This is a genomic window from Cohnella massiliensis (assembly GCF_900169535.1).
GTDB lineage: Bacteria > Bacillota > Bacilli > Paenibacillales > Paenibacillaceae > Cohnella > Cohnella algarum.
This window is the reverse complement of sequence record NZ_LT821259.1, coordinates 2,217,813-2,233,354: the sequence shown is the minus strand read 5'-3', so window position 1 is coordinate 2,233,354 and position 15,542 is coordinate 2,217,813. Positions and strand designations below refer to the sequence as shown.

The window sequence follows — 15,542 nt, the reverse complement described above, 5'->3', positions numbered from 1 at the left end:
TCATGGAAGCATATCCGATTCGACCGCCGGAACGGACGCTCCCCAAGGCGCTGCTGTTCGATTTGGACGGCACCCTGTACAAAGGGGATACGCCGATCCCGGGAGCGGACAGGCTCATCGCGAAAATGGAGGAAATCGGCCTGCCTTGCTGGTTCGTCACGAACAATTCGACGCGAACGCCGGCACAGGTCGCGGACCATTTGAATAAAATGGGGATTCCGGCGTCTGCCGGCCAAGTCGTCACGTCGGCCCAGGCCGCGGCCGAATATGCCAAGCGGCATTATCCAGGCGCGCCGGTCTTTCTCGTCGGCGAGCACGGCATCCGGGAGGCGCTTCGGGAAGCCGGGCTGCGGCTGTTGGACGAAGCGGACGAGACGGATGCCCGGCTTGTCGTTCAAGGCATCGATCGCGCCCTCACGTTCGACCGGCTGACCGTCGCCGTGCGCCATTTGCTGCGCGGCGCGGCGTTTTTGCTGACCAACCCCGATCGGCTGCTCCCGATGGGCACCGGCTTGCTGCCGGGCGCGGGAAGCATTGCGGCGTTGCTCGAGGCGGCTTCCGGCACGAAGCCGACCGTCGTCGGCAAGCCTTCTCCGATCTTGATGGATTACGCCTTGGCCCGTGCCGGCGTATCCGCGGGGGACGCCTGGGTCATCGGCGACAACCCCCATACCGATATTGCCGCCGGAAAGGCGGCCGGCAGTCTGACCGTGCTCGTGCTGACAGGCTTGTGCTCGGAAGCGGATTGGAGAATCCGCTGCGAGGACGCGGACGTCAAGCCCGACGGCGTATGCGCCGGCCTCGATCAGCTGGCGGATTGGATAACGAACGATCGATAGTTTGGGCGGTCGCCGGCAGTTCGGAACGCTTCGTTCCGACGGGGACTACATACTTTTACAACATAAAGCAAAGGAATGACTTCAACATGCCGGAATGGCCGGAGATGGAAACTTATCGGCGATTGCTTTCGCCTCTCGTATGCGGTCAGACGATCGTGAACGTCGACGTCAACCGCGAAAAAACGATAAACGAACCCGAAGAAACGTTTCGCGGCGCTTTGACCGGCCGTAAAATCATGTTCGTGGAGCGTCGCGCCAAATACCTGCTGTTCCATTTGGACGACGGCAACCGGCTGCTGCTGCATCTGATGCTCGGCGGATATCTGGTTTACGGAACGGAAGCGGAAAAGGACGATTCCCGGTTCCAGGTCGTCTTTGCGCTCGAAGATGGCAACCGGTTGTTTTTCGGCGGGCTTCGGCTGGGGTTTCTTCACCGGATAACGGCCAAGGCGGCAATCGAGCAGTTTCGCGAGCTCGGCCCGGAGCCGTTCGATCCGCGGCTTACGGAAGAGGCGTTCGTTCTGAAGCTGGCCAAGAAGCGCGGCAAGCTGAAGCCGGCCCTCGTCGACCAGAAATGGCTCGCCGGCATCGGCAATTGCTATTCCGACGAAATTTGCTTCGAAGCCGGCGTCGTTCCGTTCGCCGACATTGCGTCCTTGACGGACGATACGAAACGCAACGTTTATCATGCGATGCGAAAAGTGCTGACGGAGGCTGCCGAAGAGGGCGGCTACATGGACAAAAAGCTGACCGCGAACGACACGCTGACCGGCGGCTACGACGATAAATGCAAGGTTTACGACCGCGAGGGAGAGCCGTGTCCCCGCTGCGGCGGCACGATTCAGCTTGCGACGATTTCCTCGCGCAAAATGTTTTACTGTCCGAGCTGCCAGGGGACGCATTGACGCATGTTTGTCGGCAGCCATGTGAGCACGAGGCGGGGATACCGGGAAGCGGCGCGAACGGCCGCGGCGATGGGCGGCAACGCCTTTCAGTATTTTCCGAAAAACCCGCGCAGCCTGCAGCTCAAAGCGTTTGACCGCGCCGAAGCGCAGCGCTGCGCGTTATGGTGCCGCGATAACGGGGTCGTTTCCGTCGCGCACGGCCCCTATCCGGTCAATCCGGCGGCGGACGGGGAGTCAGCGGAGCAGATGGCCCGCAGCACGCTGAACGATTTGGCGATCGCCGAGGCCTGCGGCTCGATCGGGGTCGTCGTTCATTTCGGCATGTATAAGGGTAAAGACCCTTTGCTCGGCTACACCCATATCATACAATGGTTAAACAAGGTTCTCGGGCAGTGGAACGGGACGGCAAAGGTGCTGCTGGAAAATTTGGCCGGCGACCACGGGGAGATGGGGACGACCCCGGAAGAGCTCGTTTCGGTCCGCAAGCTGTGCGAGCGGCCGGAAGCGATCGGATTTTGCCTCGATACGTGCCACTTGTTCGCAAGCGGCCACTGGCGCGGACCGGATTGGGACGAGTTCGTCGCCAGAGGCCGTGAGGCCGGATTCTGGGAACATCTTGCCGCGGTCCATTTGAACGATTCGCGATATCCGGCGGGCATGCGGCGGGATCGGCACGCGCGGATCGGCGAAGGGGAAATCGGCGCGGAGGGCTTTGCCAACCTGCTCCGGACGCCCGAAATCCGCCGGGTGCCGCTTCTGCTGGAGACGCCGGCGGACGAGGACGGAACGCACCGCAGGCAAATTGAGCGGGTACGAGAGCTGGCGATTGTGGGGGATACCGAATGATCAACGTGTTTTTGGACGACGTCCGGCCTTGTCCGAAAGGATTCGTCGCCGCCCGTTCGGCAGACGAGTGCTTGCTGCTCCTTGCCGAGGAGGACGTCAATTTGCTTTCGCTCGATTTTGAGCTCGGCTACGGCGAACCGAACGGGCTTGCGGTCGTGCAGGCGATGATCGCTCGCGCGATATACCCGAAGGAGGTCTACGTGCATTCCTCCAGCATGATGGGCAGGGCCCAAATGATCCGCGCGCTGCGCGAGGCCAAACCGCCAGCCGTCATCGTGCACGACGGCCCGATGCCGGCGTCCGTGCTCGAGGCAGCCGCGCGGCAAGCCGAGGGCGGAGCCGGGGCATGAAGGAATGGGACACGGCGTCATGGAGGAAGGAACTGGAAGCGGCGGAGGCTCCGTTCGCGCTTTTCGTGCATACGCCTCTTTGCGGAACCTGCTCGGTTGCCCGCCGGATGCTGGGCGTGGCCTGCGAGGTGCTTCCGGGATTGCCGATTGCCGCCGCGAACTTGAACGTCATGCCGGAATTGGCCGAACGGTTCCGCATTCAGAGCGTTCCTTGCCTGCTTCTATGGGAACGCAAAGGGGAAGTACGCAACGCGTACCGCTTCGGTTCGGTTCAGGAGCTGGTTGAGCTGCTCCGCCCGCTGCGGATCAAGGCGCTGTAAGAAGCAATGCCTGCTCCGCCGGTCAAGCCTTGGGCGGGCAGGCTTCTTCGGACCGCAACGCAATCGTACCTGGAATTGGGGAGAGGAAGGAAATAGATGATCGAACTTAAGCAGCTGACGCTTCGACGCGGCCAGAGGGATATTTTGCGGGGAGTCGACTTGACGGTCAAGGAAGGCGAGCAGTGGGTGCTGCTCGGACGCAACGGCTGCGGCAAAACGACGATGCTGGAAATGATCACCGGCTACATGTTTCCGACGACGGGGACGGTCGACGTGCTGGGCAACCGATACGGTCAGGTCGACGTTCGCGAAGTGCGAAAAAAGATCGGCTATATCGGGACGACGCTCATCGAGAAGCTGACGCTTCGCGATCCGCTGTGGGAAATCGTCGCAGGCGGGGCCAACGCCTATTTGCGCGTTTACGAGGCGGTGTCGGACGACGTGCGCGAGCGGGCGCGGGAAGAACTGGAGCGGGTCGGCCTCGCCCATCTGTCCGAGCAGCCGTTCGGGACGCTGTCGCAAGGAGAACGCAGGAAAGCGCTGCTTGCCCGCACGATGATGGCCGATCCGCGGCTGCTCATTTTGGACGAGCCCTGCGCCGGCCTCGATCTGTTCGAACGGGAAAAATTCCTCGACTCGCTGGAACGCTTGTCCCGCCGGAGCATGTCGATGCTGTACGTGACGCATCATATCGAAGAGATTACGCCGATGTTCACCCATGTGGCGTTAATGGCGAAAGGGCGCATCGTCGCTTCTGGGCGGAAGCGGGACGTGCTGACGACCGAGCTGCTGCGCATCGCCTACGATCTCGACGTCAAAGTCGATTGGCAAGACGAACGCCCCTGGATTCAGGTTGGAAAGGAACGTTAGGATGATGGATTTTATCGGAACGGCCAATCCCGGTTTCGCTCCTTACGCGATGGACGAGCTCAAGCGCAAGCATCCGGAGGTTGACGTTTCGGGAATCGCGCCGGGCGAGACGTTCCGGATCGGCTGCCCGAGCCGGACGCCGGACGAGTGGCTCGGGGAGCTCCGACGGGACGAGCCGATCTTTCTGCGGCATCTGTTTCCGGTCGAGGCGGAGTCGGCGCTGGGCGAAGACGCGGATTCGATCGCCGAAACGATGATCGGCTTCGCGGCTTCCTGCGCCGATCGCGTCCGTGGCGCGACCGTCGCCGTGCAGGTCCGCAAATCGCAGGACAGCCCGTTTCCGTTCGGCTCGGCCGAAGGCCGCGATTTGATGCGGCCGGCGCTCGAAGCGGCCGGAGCGGAAGTCGCCGCGCGGGATACTCGCTGGATCTTGTCCGTATACGCCTCGAAAAAGTCGCTTTACATGGGTTTGTCCGCTCCGGAGGATAATTTGTCCGACTGGCCGGGCGGCGCCGTTCGGTTCCGCCGGGAGGAGGGGCTGATCTCGCGCGCCGCCTTCAAGCTGCTGGAAGCGGAGCGGACGTTCGGGCTGCCGCTCGGACGTTTCTCCCGCGCGCTCGATCTGGGCGCCGCCCCCGGCGGCTGGACGTCGGTATTGCTGGAGCGGGGGCTTCACGTCACGGCGGTCGATCCGGCCGAAATGGCGGATTCGCTGGCGGGCCATCCGGGCCTTGCGCACTTGCGCCGCAATGCGGCCGAGCTGTCGTTTCCGCCCGGCGCGTTCGATTTGCTCGTAAGCGATATGAGCTGGGATCCCCGGCATACGTGCCGCATCGTTTCGGGCCTTGCGCCCGCGCTCGTTCCGGGGGGGGCGGCGATCGTGACGTTGAAGCTGATGCACCGCAAGCCTTTGCAGACGATTTCGCAGCTTGCGGAAGAATACGCGAAAACGTTCGACATCCGAAGGATCAAACAGTTGTTTCACAATCGCGAAGAAGTTACAATGTGGTTAAAACGCAGAGCATAACGGTTCATGCCGGGAAAGCATCCCGCGCCAGAAGCTCGGCGGCTTTGGAACGAAAGCCGGCCGCCAGCTTCGGGCGCGGTTTTTTTTGTCGATTTGGTGAACGCGAGCCGAATCGGTCAGGGCGGCGGACTTAAATTTGCCGGCCCGTTCGAAACTTATAACGATAGGGAGCGTCGAAAATGATGGCAGAACCTTTCGAACCGCAATCGACCGAACCGGACCGCCTGTTCGCCGAACGTTACCGGATCGTATCGCAAATCGGGCGCGGAGGGATGGGATCGGTCTATTTGGCGGAGGACCGGCGCCTGGACGGAAAGCTGAGAGCGCTCAAATTTACGCGCCCGCTGCCCGAGGAAAGGGAATGGTTCATCGCCGAAGCTCGCATGCTGGCGAGGCTCGAGCATCCGAATTTGCCGCGCATCGTCGATTATTTCCCGGCGGACGCCGGCAGCGAAGCCTGCATCGTCATGGATTATATCGCGGGAGAAACGCTCGAGGCGATATTGGCCGGGCACGGCTCGGGACTGCCGTTTCCGACGGTGCTCGGATGGATGGAGCAGCTTGGCTCGGTGCTCCGTTACCTCCATGCGCAAGAGCCTCCCGTCGTTTTCCGTGATTTGAAGCCGGCGAACGTTATCGTGGACGGACGGGGGCGGGCGGTTCTCGTCGATTTCGGCATCGCCAGGCATTACCGTCCCGAAGCCGCGTCGGATACGCTTCGCCTGGGGACGCCCTGGTTCGCCGCGCCCGAACAGCTGCGGGGCGGCCAGTCCGATTTCCGGACGGATCTTTACGGTCTCGGAGCGCTGGCCTACCATTTGCTGACCGGCGGGGATTACGCCATCCGCCGGCTGCCGGCCGACCGGATGAGGCTGCTGCGCGCGGCGGTTCCGCCCTTGTTCGCGGAATGGCTGGAGCGCCTGCTGGCCGACGATCCGCGGGAACGCCCCGAAAGCGCGGCGCAGGTGCTGAAGGAATTGAAGTCGTTTGCCCTCGATGCGGAAACGGGCAACCTTTCGGCTCGGGCCCGGGACGGCGTCGCCGTATGCGCCATCGTGTCCGCCTATCCGGGAGCGGGGGCGACGACCGCGGCGCTGGATTTGTCCGCCCGGTTGTCGGAGCTGGGCGCCTCCCATGCGCTTGTCGAATGTCCCGGCGGCGATCCGGAGCTGTTTCCGCGACTGGACGGCGGCAGGAGAATGCCGGGGCGGGCGGCGTTCGCGGATCCCGCCGGCGAGCGGCCGGTACGTCCCGCCTGGAGGGAGGGAACGGCGCATTATTTTCCTCTGCATCCGCGGCAAACGTCCGAAGCTCGGCCGGAGGAGGCTTTCGCCCACTGGCTTCGAAAGCTGGGGACTCCGATCGTCCTTGTGGACGTGTCCAGCCGCTGGGACTTCGCCGGCGCCTCCGATTGGCTGGTTCGGACCGCCGATTCCATTCTGCTGGTGGCCGACTGCATGCCCGCCAAATGGAGCGAACGCCGTCAGCAGGCATGCGCGAACCTTCAGGCGGCGGCTTCGGAGCGGGGCGTCTTTGCCGCCTGGATCGCCAATCGGGACCATTCGTTTCCCGCGCGGAAGGAGTGGCTCGGCCTGTTTCCGAAGCGGCCGTCCGTTTTCCTGCCGCAGCTCCCGGCGGAATCGGTCGTCCGTGCGATTTGGGACGGCGAACCGCGCGTGTCCGGAAGGCGGGAGGACGGCGAATGGGACGACCTGATCGCCAGGCTGTTTGCCCCGGAGCGAGCCGCGAAATCCCGCTGACCGGCCTTCCATTTTCGGCCAATTCGCCGTCAGCCGTCGAAGGATGGAGCCCGGCGTGTTACAATAAAGAATGCCGGCCATTTTGGCATGAATGTAAATATGCAGAAACAAGCGATAAATATATCCCACTTGGCTGCGAGGTGAAACGATGAGCGAGAACATTTTGATTATCGAAGACGAAGACAGCATCGCGCGCATCCTGGAGCTTGAACTCAAGCATGAAGGCTATGAAGTGAGCCGCGCCAACGACGGAAGAAAAGGCCTGGAAATGGCGATCGAGGGCGGCTGGGATCTCGTGCTTCTCGATGTCATGCTCCCCGGCCTCAACGGCATCGAGGTGCTGCGGCGCTTGAGACAAAACGATCATGCCGTTCCGGTCATTTTGCTGACGGCCCGGGATACCGTTCCGGACAAAGTGAGCGGCTTCGAACACGGAGCGAACGATTACGTGACGAAGCCGTTCGCGATGGAGGAATTGCTTGCCCGGGTGCGGAACCTGCTGCGGATTTTCAAGGCGTCCCGCGAAGGCGAAAGCGAAGACGTCATCAAGGTGTGCGACTTGACGATCGAACTGATTACCCGCAAAGTCACGCGCAAGGATCATGCGATCGATTTGACCCCGCGCGAGTTCGAACTGCTGCTCTACCTGGCCCGCTTCAAAAACGAGGAGAAAACGCGGGAAGAAATTTTGTCCGACGTTTGGGGTTACGAGTACATCGGGGATACGAACGTCGTCGACGTCTACATCCGTTACTTGCGGCAAAAAATGGACAAAGGATACCGGCATAAGCTGCTCCACACCGTTCGGGGAGTCGGCTATATGCTGAAGGAGCCGGACGCATGACGCTTCGTTCGCGGTTTACGCTTTTTACCGTATTCTGGTTTATTTTTATTTTGCTATTGTACAATATTTTCGTTTATTTTCTGGTCATTCGCGTGGCGACCCGCGGGGAGCTGCAGGTCATCGCGAACAAAACCGACCTCGTGGCGGAAACGCTCCGGAAAAACGACATGGCCGACCTGGAGGACCCGAAAGTACTCGGCGACATGTACAACTCCAACGAAATGATTCGCATCGTGACGAAGGAGCTGGAGGTCGTCAACCGAATCGGGGACCCCGAGCTGCTGACGATATCCCAGAACGTAAGCAATGTCATGCGCTCGGAAACGATTCGCCTGAACGGGCAGCGGGTGCTTTACGTGTCCGTGCCGCTGTACGAGCAGGGCGATTTCGTCGGCGTCGTCGAAGGGGCGCGGCGGCTGACCTCGCTGGACAGCTATTTGCAAATTTTGCTCGGCACGCTTAGCGTAACGAGCGTCGGCGCCATCGTGTTCGCGATTTTCGGAACGTACTGGTTCACCTCGCGCCTGACCGGCCCGATCGGTCAGATGGTGCAGACGATGCGGGAAATCGACCGAAGCGGCAAGCTGCACAAAGTCCAGATGGGGCGCGAGGAATCGCTCGAGCTCCAGCAGCTTATTCGCGCGTTCAATCAGATGATCGATCGGCTGGACCGGACGATCGAGCGGCAGAAGCAATTCGTGGCGGACGCTTCCCACGAACTGAAAACGCCGCTCACCGTCATCGGCAGCTATGCCGACATGCTGAAACGGTGGGGGCGCGACAACGCGGAAGTCCGGGACGAGGCCATCGAGGCGATCGCCGCGGAGACCGAGCGGCTGAAACGGCTGACAAGGTCGATGCTCGCGCTGGCGGAAGCCGATCAGGGCGAGTGGCTGAACAAGGAACGCTTTGAGCTTGTCGGCGTCGTCAGCGATCTGGCGGGCGTCCTCGGCACCGCGTTTCACCGCGACATTCGCGTCCACGCTTCGGCGTCGTCCGTGCAAATGGTCGGCGACAAGGAGAAAATCCGGCAAATTTTGCAGATCATCATCGACAACGCGATGAAGTACAGCAAAGAACCGATCGACGTGCGCATCCGCCATGAGCGGCATACCGTCAAGCTGGAAGTGACCGATTACGGAATCGGCATTCCGGAAAGCGAAATCCCGTTTTTGTTCGAACGGTTTTACCGCGTCGACGAAGCGCGTCACCGCTCTACGGGCGGCAGCGGGCTGGGCTTGTCCATCGCGAAGCGCATCATCGAATTGCACGAAGGGACGATCGAGGTATTCAGCAAATCCGGCAGCGGGACGACGATCGTTATCAAGCTGCCGCGACACGTGTAAAAACGTCATTCCCGGCGGCGGTTGCCGGGGAGGCGTTTTCTTTATTTGCGGCAAAAGGAAAAAGTTGCTCGGCGCCGCAATTGAACTATAATTAGGTACAGGAAAGGATGGGACCTTATGAAAATGAGAGTATCCGCCGTGCAGTTCGCGCTGCGGGACGTTCGGGACTGGAGCGAATTCGAGGAGCAAGTCAAGCATTACGTGCGCAACGCGTCGGAGTACGGCGCCGAATTCGTCCTGTTTCCGGAATTTATGACGACGCCGCTGCTGGCGATCGGCGATGAGACGGGAAACGGTCAGCCGATCGAACGATTGACGGAATATACGGACGCCTATACGCGGCTGTTCGAAGGGCTAGCCCGCGAATACGGCATGTACATCATCGCCGGCACGCACGTGACGAAGGCGGGCGAAAGCCTCCGCAATACCGCTTTTCTGTTCGCTCCCGACGGCACCGTGTTCAAACAGGACAAACTGCATATCACGCCGACCGAAAAGGAAGCCTGGAACGTTTCGCCCGGCGAAGGCGTGCAGGTGTTCGATACGCCGTTCGGCAAAATCGGCTTGCTCACCTGCTACGATATCGAATTTCCGGAAATCGTCCGGATCGTGCGGGCCAAGGGGGCCGACGTCGTGTTCTGCCCTTCCTGCACGGACGACCGGCACGGCTTTTACCGCGTTCGGTACTGCTGCCACGCGCGCGCCGTGGAAAACCAAATCTACATCGTAACGACGGGAACCGTCGGGTCGCTGAGACGCGTCGATTTTATGCGGGCCAATTACGGACAGGCGGCGATCATCGCCCCGAACGACATTCCGTTTCCGCCGGGCGGCATCGTCGCCGAAGGCGAAATCAACGCGGATATGCTGGTGACGGGCGATCTCGATCTGTCGCTGCTCGCCGGCGTCCGCGAGGCCGGTTCGGTGACGACGTGGCGGGACCGCCGGACGGATCTGTACGCCGATTGGAACTGACCGGTCGGGCGCCGCGTTTTTCAACGGAAAGGGGTTGATTTCCATGCGGAAAAAATGGATCGCGACCGACGGCGAAACGATGAAGCCCGCGCTCATCCGCAATTATGCGAAACCGGATTTTCACGCGTTGATCGAAGTGCAGGCGGCCAGCTTTCCGCCTCCTTTTCCGGCGGATTTATGGTGGAACGAGGAACAGCTGAGCGAGCACGTCTCGCGGTTTCCCGAAGGCGCATTGTGCGTGGAGATGGATGGAAGGATCGTCGGGTCGATGACGGCGCTCAGGCGCACGCTGCGGGACGAAGAACGCCACGATTGGGCGAGCGTCACGGACGAGGGCTACATTCGCAACCACGAACCGGACGGCGACACGCTTTACATCGTCGATATTTGCGTTGCCCCCGCTTACCGCAAGTTCGGGCTCGGCAAATGGCTCATGCAGTCGATGTATGAAACGGTCGTGTTTCTCGGATGCCGGAGGCTGCTGGGCGGCGGCCGCATGCCCGGGTATCGCGCGGTAGCGGACCGATGGACCCCGGAGCAGTACGTGGAGCAGGTCGCGCAGGGCCGCCTGAAGGATCCGGTGCTGACCTTTTTGCTGCGCTGCGGTCGAGTGCCCGTCGGAGTCGCGCATGAATATCTGGAAGATGAGGATTCGGCCAATTGCGCGGCGCTTATGGAATGGCGCAACCCATTTTGGAACGAATGAAGAAGGGATGAAAACGCTATGCTTACCTACTATCGGATTACATCGGCGGAAGACCCGGTTTTCGCCAAAATGCACGAATTGATGGGCAACGTGTTTCCCCCGGAGGAAGTGCTGGCGTTCGAGCTGTGGAAAGAGCCGCTGCAGGATCCTTCGATTCACGTTTATGCCGCGCTGCTGGACGGAGAGGTCGTCGGCGCGACGGAATACCGCTACCGGCCGGAATTTCGCGTGGCGATGGTCGATTTTACGATTATCGGGCGTTCCGGCCATGGCATCGGCCGGTTTTTGCTTACGGAGCGGGAGAAGGATCTGGCGCGGCTGCAGCGGGAATCCGGGACGCAGTCTCTCGGCACGTTCGCGGAAATTTACAACCCGTCGGAAGCGGAGACCGCAAAGCTTGCGTTCGGAGGCGTGCAGCCGATGCATCCGGCGGTGCGGCGCGAGGTGCTGTCGCATATCGGCTTCCGCAAGCTGGATTTCGACTACGTGCACCCGTCCTGGGATCACGAAGGCAAAGCGGTTCGCGGGCTCGATTTCTGCTTCCGGCCGGCCGACGATTCCGCGGAGTCGGTTCCGTCGTCGCTTGTCGCCGGATTTCTTCGCTGGTACTATTCGGCGCTGCCGAACAAGCCTCGGGAATGGACGGATATGGTCGCTTCGCTCGAGCGGACGGAACACGTCCGGCTGCTGCCGATTTAGGAGAAGAAGCGGATGAACATTACGTTTTTGGGCAACGGCGATTCGATGGGCACGCCGCGCGTCTATTGCGATTGCGACGTATGCGGCGAAGCCCGGACAACCGGGGACAACGTTCGCTTTCGTTCCGCCGTCTGGTTGGAATGCGAAGGCGAGTCGCCTCTTTTGCTCGATTGCGGTCCCGATTTCCGCGCCCAAATGGAGCGGCTCGGCGTTCGCCGGGTTACGCAGGGATTGATCACGCATGCGCACTTCGACCATATCGGCGGCCTTGTCGATTGGTCCGACATGTGCCGGTGGCGGGAAGAGACGGCGAAGCTGTTTGCGCCCGCCGAAGTGCTGGATGAAATCGTCCGGCGATTTCCGTGGCTCGGGGAGCGGCTCGACATGATCGCGAACGACGGGGGGATGACGTACGGAAGCTGGCGCATCACGCCGTGGAAAGTGAATCACGGGAAAAACGGCTTCGCCTACGCCTACCGGTTCGATCAACGCGAGACCGGCTATGCCTGGGCGTATTGCTCCGATTCGTTCGATCTTTCGCCAGCCGAGAAGGAGCCGCTGCGCGGTCTGTCCTTGCTCGTCTTGGGCACCAGCTTCTACGAGGAGCCGTTTCCCGCGGAAACCCGTTCGCTTTACGATGTGAAGGAAGGGTTGGATCTGGTGCGGGAAGTAGGGGCCGCGCAAGCGATCTTTACCCATTTGTCGCACGATATCGATGTCCGCCGGGACTACGGGCTGCCCGCTAACGTCCGGCTCGCCCTCGCGGGCTTGGCCGTTCGGGTCGGCTAGTCCCGGCTGCGGATTATAAGCAGCTTGCCGCTTGCGATCCGGATCGTGCCGTTGTCCTCGGCCAGCTTGTTGCTGATGCCAAGCGACATCCCGATCGCAAGCGTAGCGTTGTCCAGCGGATAGGCGAAGCCGTCGAGGGTGATGCCGGTTACGACAGGCGTCAGCGGCAGCAGCGATACATAAGGGTAGCGATCGTCCGCTTCGAGCCGTTCGACGCCGCCTGTCTCGGCTTCCAGCAAGCGAATTTCGTTGTTCGCGTCGGTCAATTTCGCATTGCAGCCGCAAGCCGCGGCCGTATTCAACAAATGAACGTTGGCCAGGCTGTGATCGAACCGGGTGCCGAGCCCCCCGATAATGACGACGTCGCGGAAGCCTCTTTTGATCGTCTCGCGCAACGCCAGTTCCGTATCGGTCCAGTCTTTGTCGATGGCGTCGAATTCGCGCGTCTCCCCGGCTGCGTCGCGGATCAGCTCCAGCTCCTCGGCGCCGACCGAATCGAAGTCGCCTAACGCCAGATGGGGCGGATACCCCCGTTTCGCCAAAAAAAGCGCCCCGCGATCCGCGCCGACCAAGTAATCGTTCGGACGGATGACGGAAATCGCCGAATCGTCAAGCGCGCCGCCCGTGAAAATAAGCGCGCGGGCAAACGTTTGTTTCGTCATGAAGCCGCAGTCCTCTCCTGCCGTTATCGATGTTGCTGCCGTTCATCCTTCAGTATAGCGCGTCTTCCCTTCGATCGCTAACCAAAATCCGTCATTGCCGGAGCGGAGAGTTAAAGGTACAATACTAGAGGTCGAGATTGTGAAAATCCGATAATTTTCACGCCTTTTTAGCTCGAATGTTTGTTTTTTCGACGGGTATTTGGTTGGAAATGACAATTTATGACTTTGGATTGTGCGTTTAGCGTTCACTATGCATCCGGCTGGAGGATGTCTCGGAGGGAAACGTCGCTTGGAAGACATGTTCTTTTTGTTCAGTTTCATCGGAACGATCGCCTTTGCGGTCAGCGGAGCGATCGTCGCCATGGAGGAGGAGTACGACATTCTCGGCGTGTTCGTGCTCGGGCTCGTGACGGCGTTCGGCGGCGGGGTCATACGCAATTTGCTTATCGGCATTCCGGTCACGACACTGTGGAGCCAGGGGTTGTTTTTGTGGACGGCCGCGATCGCCATTCTCGTCGCGTTCATGCTTCCCGAAATCTGGATTCGGCGGTGGCGCAAAAGCGAGGCTCTGTTCGATGCGATCGGGTTGGCCGCTTTTGCCATCCAGGGAGCGCTTTATGCCGAAAATGCGAATTTGCCGCTTAGCGCGGTCATGGTCGCGGCGATGCTGACGGGCATCGGGGGCGGCATGCTTCGCGACTTGATGGCGGGGAGGAAGCCGCTCGTTTTGCGCGACGAGATTTACGCGGTTTGGGCGCTGGCGGCCGGCTTTGCCATCGAGGTAGGGAAGCTTGGCGGCACGTGGGAATTGCTCGCGCTTTTTTTCGCGGTCGTGCTGCTCAGGATGCTGTCCGTGCAGTACCGCTGGAAGCTGCCGAGACGGAGCATTCGGGACGTTCACGGCTATTCGAAAGGATATGAAGCATGAAAAAATATCGCGTTTTATTCGTTTGCTTGGGCAACATCTGCCGCTCGCCGATGGCGGAAGCGGTGTTTCGCAGCCGGGTCGCGGCCGCGGGGCTGGACGATCGCATCGAGATCGATTCGGCCGGGACGGGGGACTGGCACGTAGGAAAGCCTCCCCACGAAGGAACGAGAAGGCTGCTTGACCGGCACGGCATCGGATACGACGGCATGCGGGCCAGGCAGCTGGCGCCGGAAGACGGCGGTCAATGGGATTTGATCGTCGCCATGGACGCCAGCAATGAGAGGAACATTCGGCAAATCGTCGGGGGATCGGCTTCGGCCGAGGTGATCCGCTTTATGTCCCTGCTCCCGGAGCGGGGGGTAACGGATGTGCCCGATCCGTACTATACCGGCAATTTCGAAGAGGTATACGAAATGGTGGATGCCGGATGCGAGCGGCTGCTGGAGCGGGTCAAAGACCGGCTCGCGGACGGATAGGGATTCGCGCGGCTCGATGCGCCGGACGTTGCAGGAAGACGGTCCGGCCGAACGGAGGGAAACCGCTCTTTGCGCCAGGATAGCCGGCGCGGAGGGCGGTTTTTTTCGTGTGCAGCCGGGAGAGCATGATCCATCGGTTAGTTTCCGGTGTTTCGTTTTCGCAAGGCGGCGATTGGTTGGATGAAATCCAGGTCTGTTGATTAACCACAAAATGGCAGAAAAAAGCCTACATATGCGCGTTCGGCCCGACGAAAGCGGCCAGCGCTTCCGGCAGCTCCGCCTGCCAAAATCCCCATTTGTGCTCGCCGTCTTTCTCGCGGTAATCGACGTAGGCGCCCCTGTCCCGCAACAGCCGGCTCGCTTCGCGATTCAGCGCGACGAAATCGAACGTTCCCGTGTCGGATTCGAACGCGGTTTCCTGCAAGCCCACCGTCATCCAGACGGCGAGGCCGTCCAGCTTGTCGTTATTGACGATTTCCGCGACGGATCCCGCATAATAAGCGCCGGAAAACGAAAGGACCCGGGCGAACAATTGAGGGTAACGCAGCGCAAGCGACAAGCTGACGGCCCCGCCCAGCGAATCTCCGGCAAGCACGCGCTCGTCCGGCGTCCTTCGCACGGATACGTTGCTTTCGACAAAGGGGAGCATTTCTTCGGCGAAAAAGCGGACGTACGCGTCGTTGCGCTCGCCTCCCGCCATATATTCGGAGGTGCGGATTTTTTTGTCGACATCCACGCCGACGACGACGAACGGCTCCCAGCCGTCGTCCAGGATCAGCTTTTGCGCGATTGTCGCGATTCGGCCGAATTGAAAGAAATCCTGACCGTCCTGGCAGTAGACGACGGGGTAGCTGAGCAGCTCCTGGTAGCCCGGCGGCAAATAGATGCGGATATCCCGGCTTCCTTCGGGCAAAATCCGGCTGGGCACTTCGTGTCTGACGATCGTTCGCTTGAATAAATGGGAGTCGTTCATTGCTGCAACCTTCCTTTCCATAATAGGCAACTCCGGGATCGGACGCCGCTCGCGCGAGTATGGCCGTCACGGCGTATGGGAACACCATAGGGAGGAGCGTCCTTTTTTGCGCGTTGGCGGCGCCGCCGGTTTTTTTGCGATTCAGAAAGGAGATGTACCTGTCCTTGTCTGAATTTTTTCCGATAAAACGACATTCTCCGTCCGAAGGAACGGCGAAGTCGATTTTA

18 protein-coding genes are annotated in these 15,542 nt (G+C 60.7%); 16 read left to right on the top strand and 2 right to left on the bottom strand.

Annotation, left to right across the window (positions count from 1 at the left end):
• Positions 1 to 2: 2 nt before the first annotated feature.
• The 14 genes from B7E11_RS24155 (at position 3) to B7E11_RS24090 (ending at position 12,276) form a co-directional block, all read left to right on the top strand.
• Positions 3 to 839 (top strand): HAD-IIA family hydrolase, encoded by an 837-nt coding sequence (locus tag B7E11_RS24155; protein WP_080839597.1) that lies wholly within the window; start codon positions 3 to 5, stop codon positions 837 to 839.
• A gap of 86 nt (positions 840 to 925) precedes the next feature.
• Positions 926 to 1,744 (top strand): bifunctional DNA-formamidopyrimidine glycosylase/DNA-(apurinic or apyrimidinic site) lyase, encoded by an 819-nt coding sequence (mutM, locus tag B7E11_RS24150; RefSeq protein ID WP_080839595.1) that lies wholly within the window; start codon positions 926 to 928, stop codon positions 1,742 to 1,744.
• A 3-nt stretch (positions 1,745 to 1,747) separates the two neighbouring features.
• Positions 1,748 to 2,590 (top strand): deoxyribonuclease IV, encoded by an 843-nt coding sequence (locus B7E11_RS24145; protein WP_080839593.1) that lies wholly within the window; start codon positions 1,748 to 1,750, stop codon positions 2,588 to 2,590.
• Positions 2,587 to 2,940: a cyclic-phosphate processing receiver domain-containing protein gene (locus B7E11_RS24140; RefSeq protein ID WP_080839591.1), complete on the top strand. Its 354-nt coding sequence runs from the start codon at positions 2,587 to 2,589 to the stop codon at positions 2,938 to 2,940. The genes B7E11_RS24145 and B7E11_RS24140 overlap by 4 nt, the downstream gene beginning before the upstream one ends.
• Positions 2,937 to 3,260, top strand: coding sequence for a thioredoxin family protein (locus tag B7E11_RS24135; protein WP_080839589.1), 324 nt, complete (start codon positions 2,937 to 2,939; stop codon positions 3,258 to 3,260). Before B7E11_RS24140 ends, B7E11_RS24135 begins: the two co-directional genes overlap by 4 nt.
• A gap of 96 nt (positions 3,261 to 3,356) precedes the next feature.
• A complete protein-coding gene (locus B7E11_RS24130; protein ID WP_080839588.1) occupies positions 3,357 to 4,130 on the top strand; it encodes an ABC transporter ATP-binding protein in 774 nt (257 codons plus the stop codon).
• A 4-nt stretch (positions 4,131 to 4,134) separates the two neighbouring features.
• Positions 4,135 to 5,157: a 23S rRNA (cytidine(2498)-2'-O)-methyltransferase RlmM gene (locus B7E11_RS24125; RefSeq protein ID WP_245809812.1), complete on the top strand. Its 1,023-nt coding sequence runs from the start codon at positions 4,135 to 4,137 to the stop codon at positions 5,155 to 5,157.
• Between the two features lie 179 nt (positions 5,158 to 5,336).
• Complete coding sequence (locus B7E11_RS24120) at positions 5,337 to 6,917, top strand: serine/threonine-protein kinase (protein ID WP_080839585.1); 1,581 nt, start codon at positions 5,337 to 5,339, stop codon at positions 6,915 to 6,917.
• Positions 6,918 to 7,065: 148 nt separating this feature from the next.
• Positions 7,066 to 7,761 carry a response regulator transcription factor gene (locus B7E11_RS24115; RefSeq protein WP_080839584.1) on the top strand — a complete coding sequence of 232 codons (696 nt, stop codon included), beginning with the start codon at positions 7,066 to 7,068 and terminating at the stop codon, positions 7,759 to 7,761.
• Positions 7,758 to 9,107 carry a sensor histidine kinase gene (locus B7E11_RS24110; RefSeq protein WP_080839583.1) on the top strand — a complete coding sequence of 450 codons (1,350 nt, stop codon included), beginning with the start codon at positions 7,758 to 7,760 and terminating at the stop codon, positions 9,105 to 9,107. The genes B7E11_RS24115 and B7E11_RS24110 overlap by 4 nt, the downstream gene beginning before the upstream one ends.
• Positions 9,108 to 9,224: 117 nt before the next feature.
• Positions 9,225 to 10,082 (top strand): carbon-nitrogen hydrolase family protein, encoded by an 858-nt coding sequence (locus tag B7E11_RS24105; RefSeq protein WP_080839582.1) that lies wholly within the window; start codon positions 9,225 to 9,227, stop codon positions 10,080 to 10,082.
• A 43-nt stretch (positions 10,083 to 10,125) separates the two neighbouring features.
• Positions 10,126 to 10,788, top strand: a complete 663-nt coding sequence (locus B7E11_RS24100; RefSeq protein WP_080839580.1) for a GNAT family N-acetyltransferase — start codon at positions 10,126 to 10,128, stop codon at positions 10,786 to 10,788.
• Between the two features lie 18 nt (positions 10,789 to 10,806).
• Positions 10,807 to 11,487, top strand: a complete 681-nt coding sequence (locus B7E11_RS24095; RefSeq protein WP_080839578.1) for a GNAT family N-acetyltransferase — start codon at positions 10,807 to 10,809, stop codon at positions 11,485 to 11,487.
• Positions 11,488 to 11,499: 12 nt separating this feature from the next.
• Positions 11,500 to 12,276 (top strand): MBL fold metallo-hydrolase, encoded by a 777-nt coding sequence (locus B7E11_RS24090; RefSeq protein WP_080839576.1) that lies wholly within the window; start codon positions 11,500 to 11,502, stop codon positions 12,274 to 12,276.
• Here B7E11_RS24090 and B7E11_RS24085 read toward each other — a convergent pair.
• Positions 12,273 to 12,938, bottom strand: a complete 666-nt coding sequence (locus tag B7E11_RS24085) for a thiamine diphosphokinase (protein ID WP_080839574.1) — start codon at positions 12,936 to 12,938, stop codon at positions 12,273 to 12,275. The genes B7E11_RS24090 and B7E11_RS24085 overlap by 4 nt on opposite strands.
• A 298-nt stretch (positions 12,939 to 13,236) precedes the next feature.
• Between B7E11_RS24085 and B7E11_RS24080 the strand changes: the two genes are divergently transcribed.
• Positions 13,237 to 13,866 carry a trimeric intracellular cation channel family protein gene (locus B7E11_RS24080; RefSeq protein ID WP_080840986.1) on the top strand — a complete coding sequence of 210 codons (630 nt, stop codon included), beginning with the start codon at positions 13,237 to 13,239 and terminating at the stop codon, positions 13,864 to 13,866.
• A complete protein-coding gene (locus B7E11_RS24075; RefSeq protein ID WP_080839573.1) occupies positions 13,863 to 14,342 on the top strand; it encodes a low molecular weight protein-tyrosine-phosphatase in 480 nt (159 codons plus the stop codon). The genes B7E11_RS24080 and B7E11_RS24075 overlap by 4 nt, the downstream gene beginning before the upstream one ends.
• A 226-nt stretch (positions 14,343 to 14,568) precedes the next feature.
• Here B7E11_RS24075 and B7E11_RS24070 read toward each other — a convergent pair whose 3' ends face one another.
• Entirely contained in the window at positions 14,569 to 15,315 is a 747-nt protein-coding gene (locus B7E11_RS24070) for an alpha/beta hydrolase (protein WP_080839571.1), read from the bottom strand.
• Between the last annotated feature and the right edge of the window lie 227 nt (positions 15,316 to 15,542).

Bases quoted from the DNA above. Each gene is read 5' to 3' on its own strand.
- B7E11_RS24110 (WP_080839583.1), top strand. From the start codon at position 7,758: ATGACGCTTCGTTCGCGGTTTACGCTTTTTACCGTATTCTGGTTTATT.
- B7E11_RS24070 (WP_080839571.1), bottom strand. From the start codon at position 15,315: ATGAACGACTCCCATTTATTCAAGCGAACGATCGTCAGACACGAAGTG.
- B7E11_RS24155 (WP_080839597.1), top strand. From the start codon at position 3: ATGGAAGCATATCCGATTCGACCGCCGGAACGGACGCTCCCCAAGGCG.
- B7E11_RS24135 (WP_080839589.1), top strand. From the start codon at position 2,937: ATGAAGGAATGGGACACGGCGTCATGGAGGAAGGAACTGGAAGCGGCG.
- B7E11_RS24085 (WP_080839574.1), bottom strand. From the start codon at position 12,938: ATGACGAAACAAACGTTTGCCCGCGCGCTTATTTTCACGGGCGGCGCG.
- B7E11_RS24140 (WP_080839591.1), top strand. From the start codon at position 2,587: ATGATCAACGTGTTTTTGGACGACGTCCGGCCTTGTCCGAAAGGATTC.
- B7E11_RS24090 (WP_080839576.1), top strand. From the start codon at position 11,500: ATGAACATTACGTTTTTGGGCAACGGCGATTCGATGGGCACGCCGCGC.
- B7E11_RS24130 (WP_080839588.1), top strand. From the start codon at position 3,357: ATGATCGAACTTAAGCAGCTGACGCTTCGACGCGGCCAGAGGGATATT.
- B7E11_RS24080 (WP_080840986.1), top strand. From the start codon at position 13,237: ATGTTCTTTTTGTTCAGTTTCATCGGAACGATCGCCTTTGCGGTCAGC.
- B7E11_RS24075 (WP_080839573.1), top strand. From the start codon at position 13,863: ATGAAAAAATATCGCGTTTTATTCGTTTGCTTGGGCAACATCTGCCGC.
- B7E11_RS24125 (WP_245809812.1), top strand. From the start codon at position 4,135: ATGGATTTTATCGGAACGGCCAATCCCGGTTTCGCTCCTTACGCGATG.
- B7E11_RS24105 (WP_080839582.1), top strand. From the start codon at position 9,225: ATGAAAATGAGAGTATCCGCCGTGCAGTTCGCGCTGCGGGACGTTCGG.
- B7E11_RS24100 (WP_080839580.1), top strand. From the start codon at position 10,126: ATGCGGAAAAAATGGATCGCGACCGACGGCGAAACGATGAAGCCCGCG.
- B7E11_RS24145 (WP_080839593.1), top strand. From the start codon at position 1,748: ATGTTTGTCGGCAGCCATGTGAGCACGAGGCGGGGATACCGGGAAGCG.
- mutM (WP_080839595.1), top strand. From the start codon at position 926: ATGCCGGAATGGCCGGAGATGGAAACTTATCGGCGATTGCTTTCGCCT.
- B7E11_RS24120 (WP_080839585.1), top strand. From the start codon at position 5,337: ATGATGGCAGAACCTTTCGAACCGCAATCGACCGAACCGGACCGCCTG.
- B7E11_RS24095 (WP_080839578.1), top strand. From the start codon at position 10,807: ATGCTTACCTACTATCGGATTACATCGGCGGAAGACCCGGTTTTCGCC.
- B7E11_RS24115 (WP_080839584.1), top strand. From the start codon at position 7,066: ATGAGCGAGAACATTTTGATTATCGAAGACGAAGACAGCATCGCGCGC.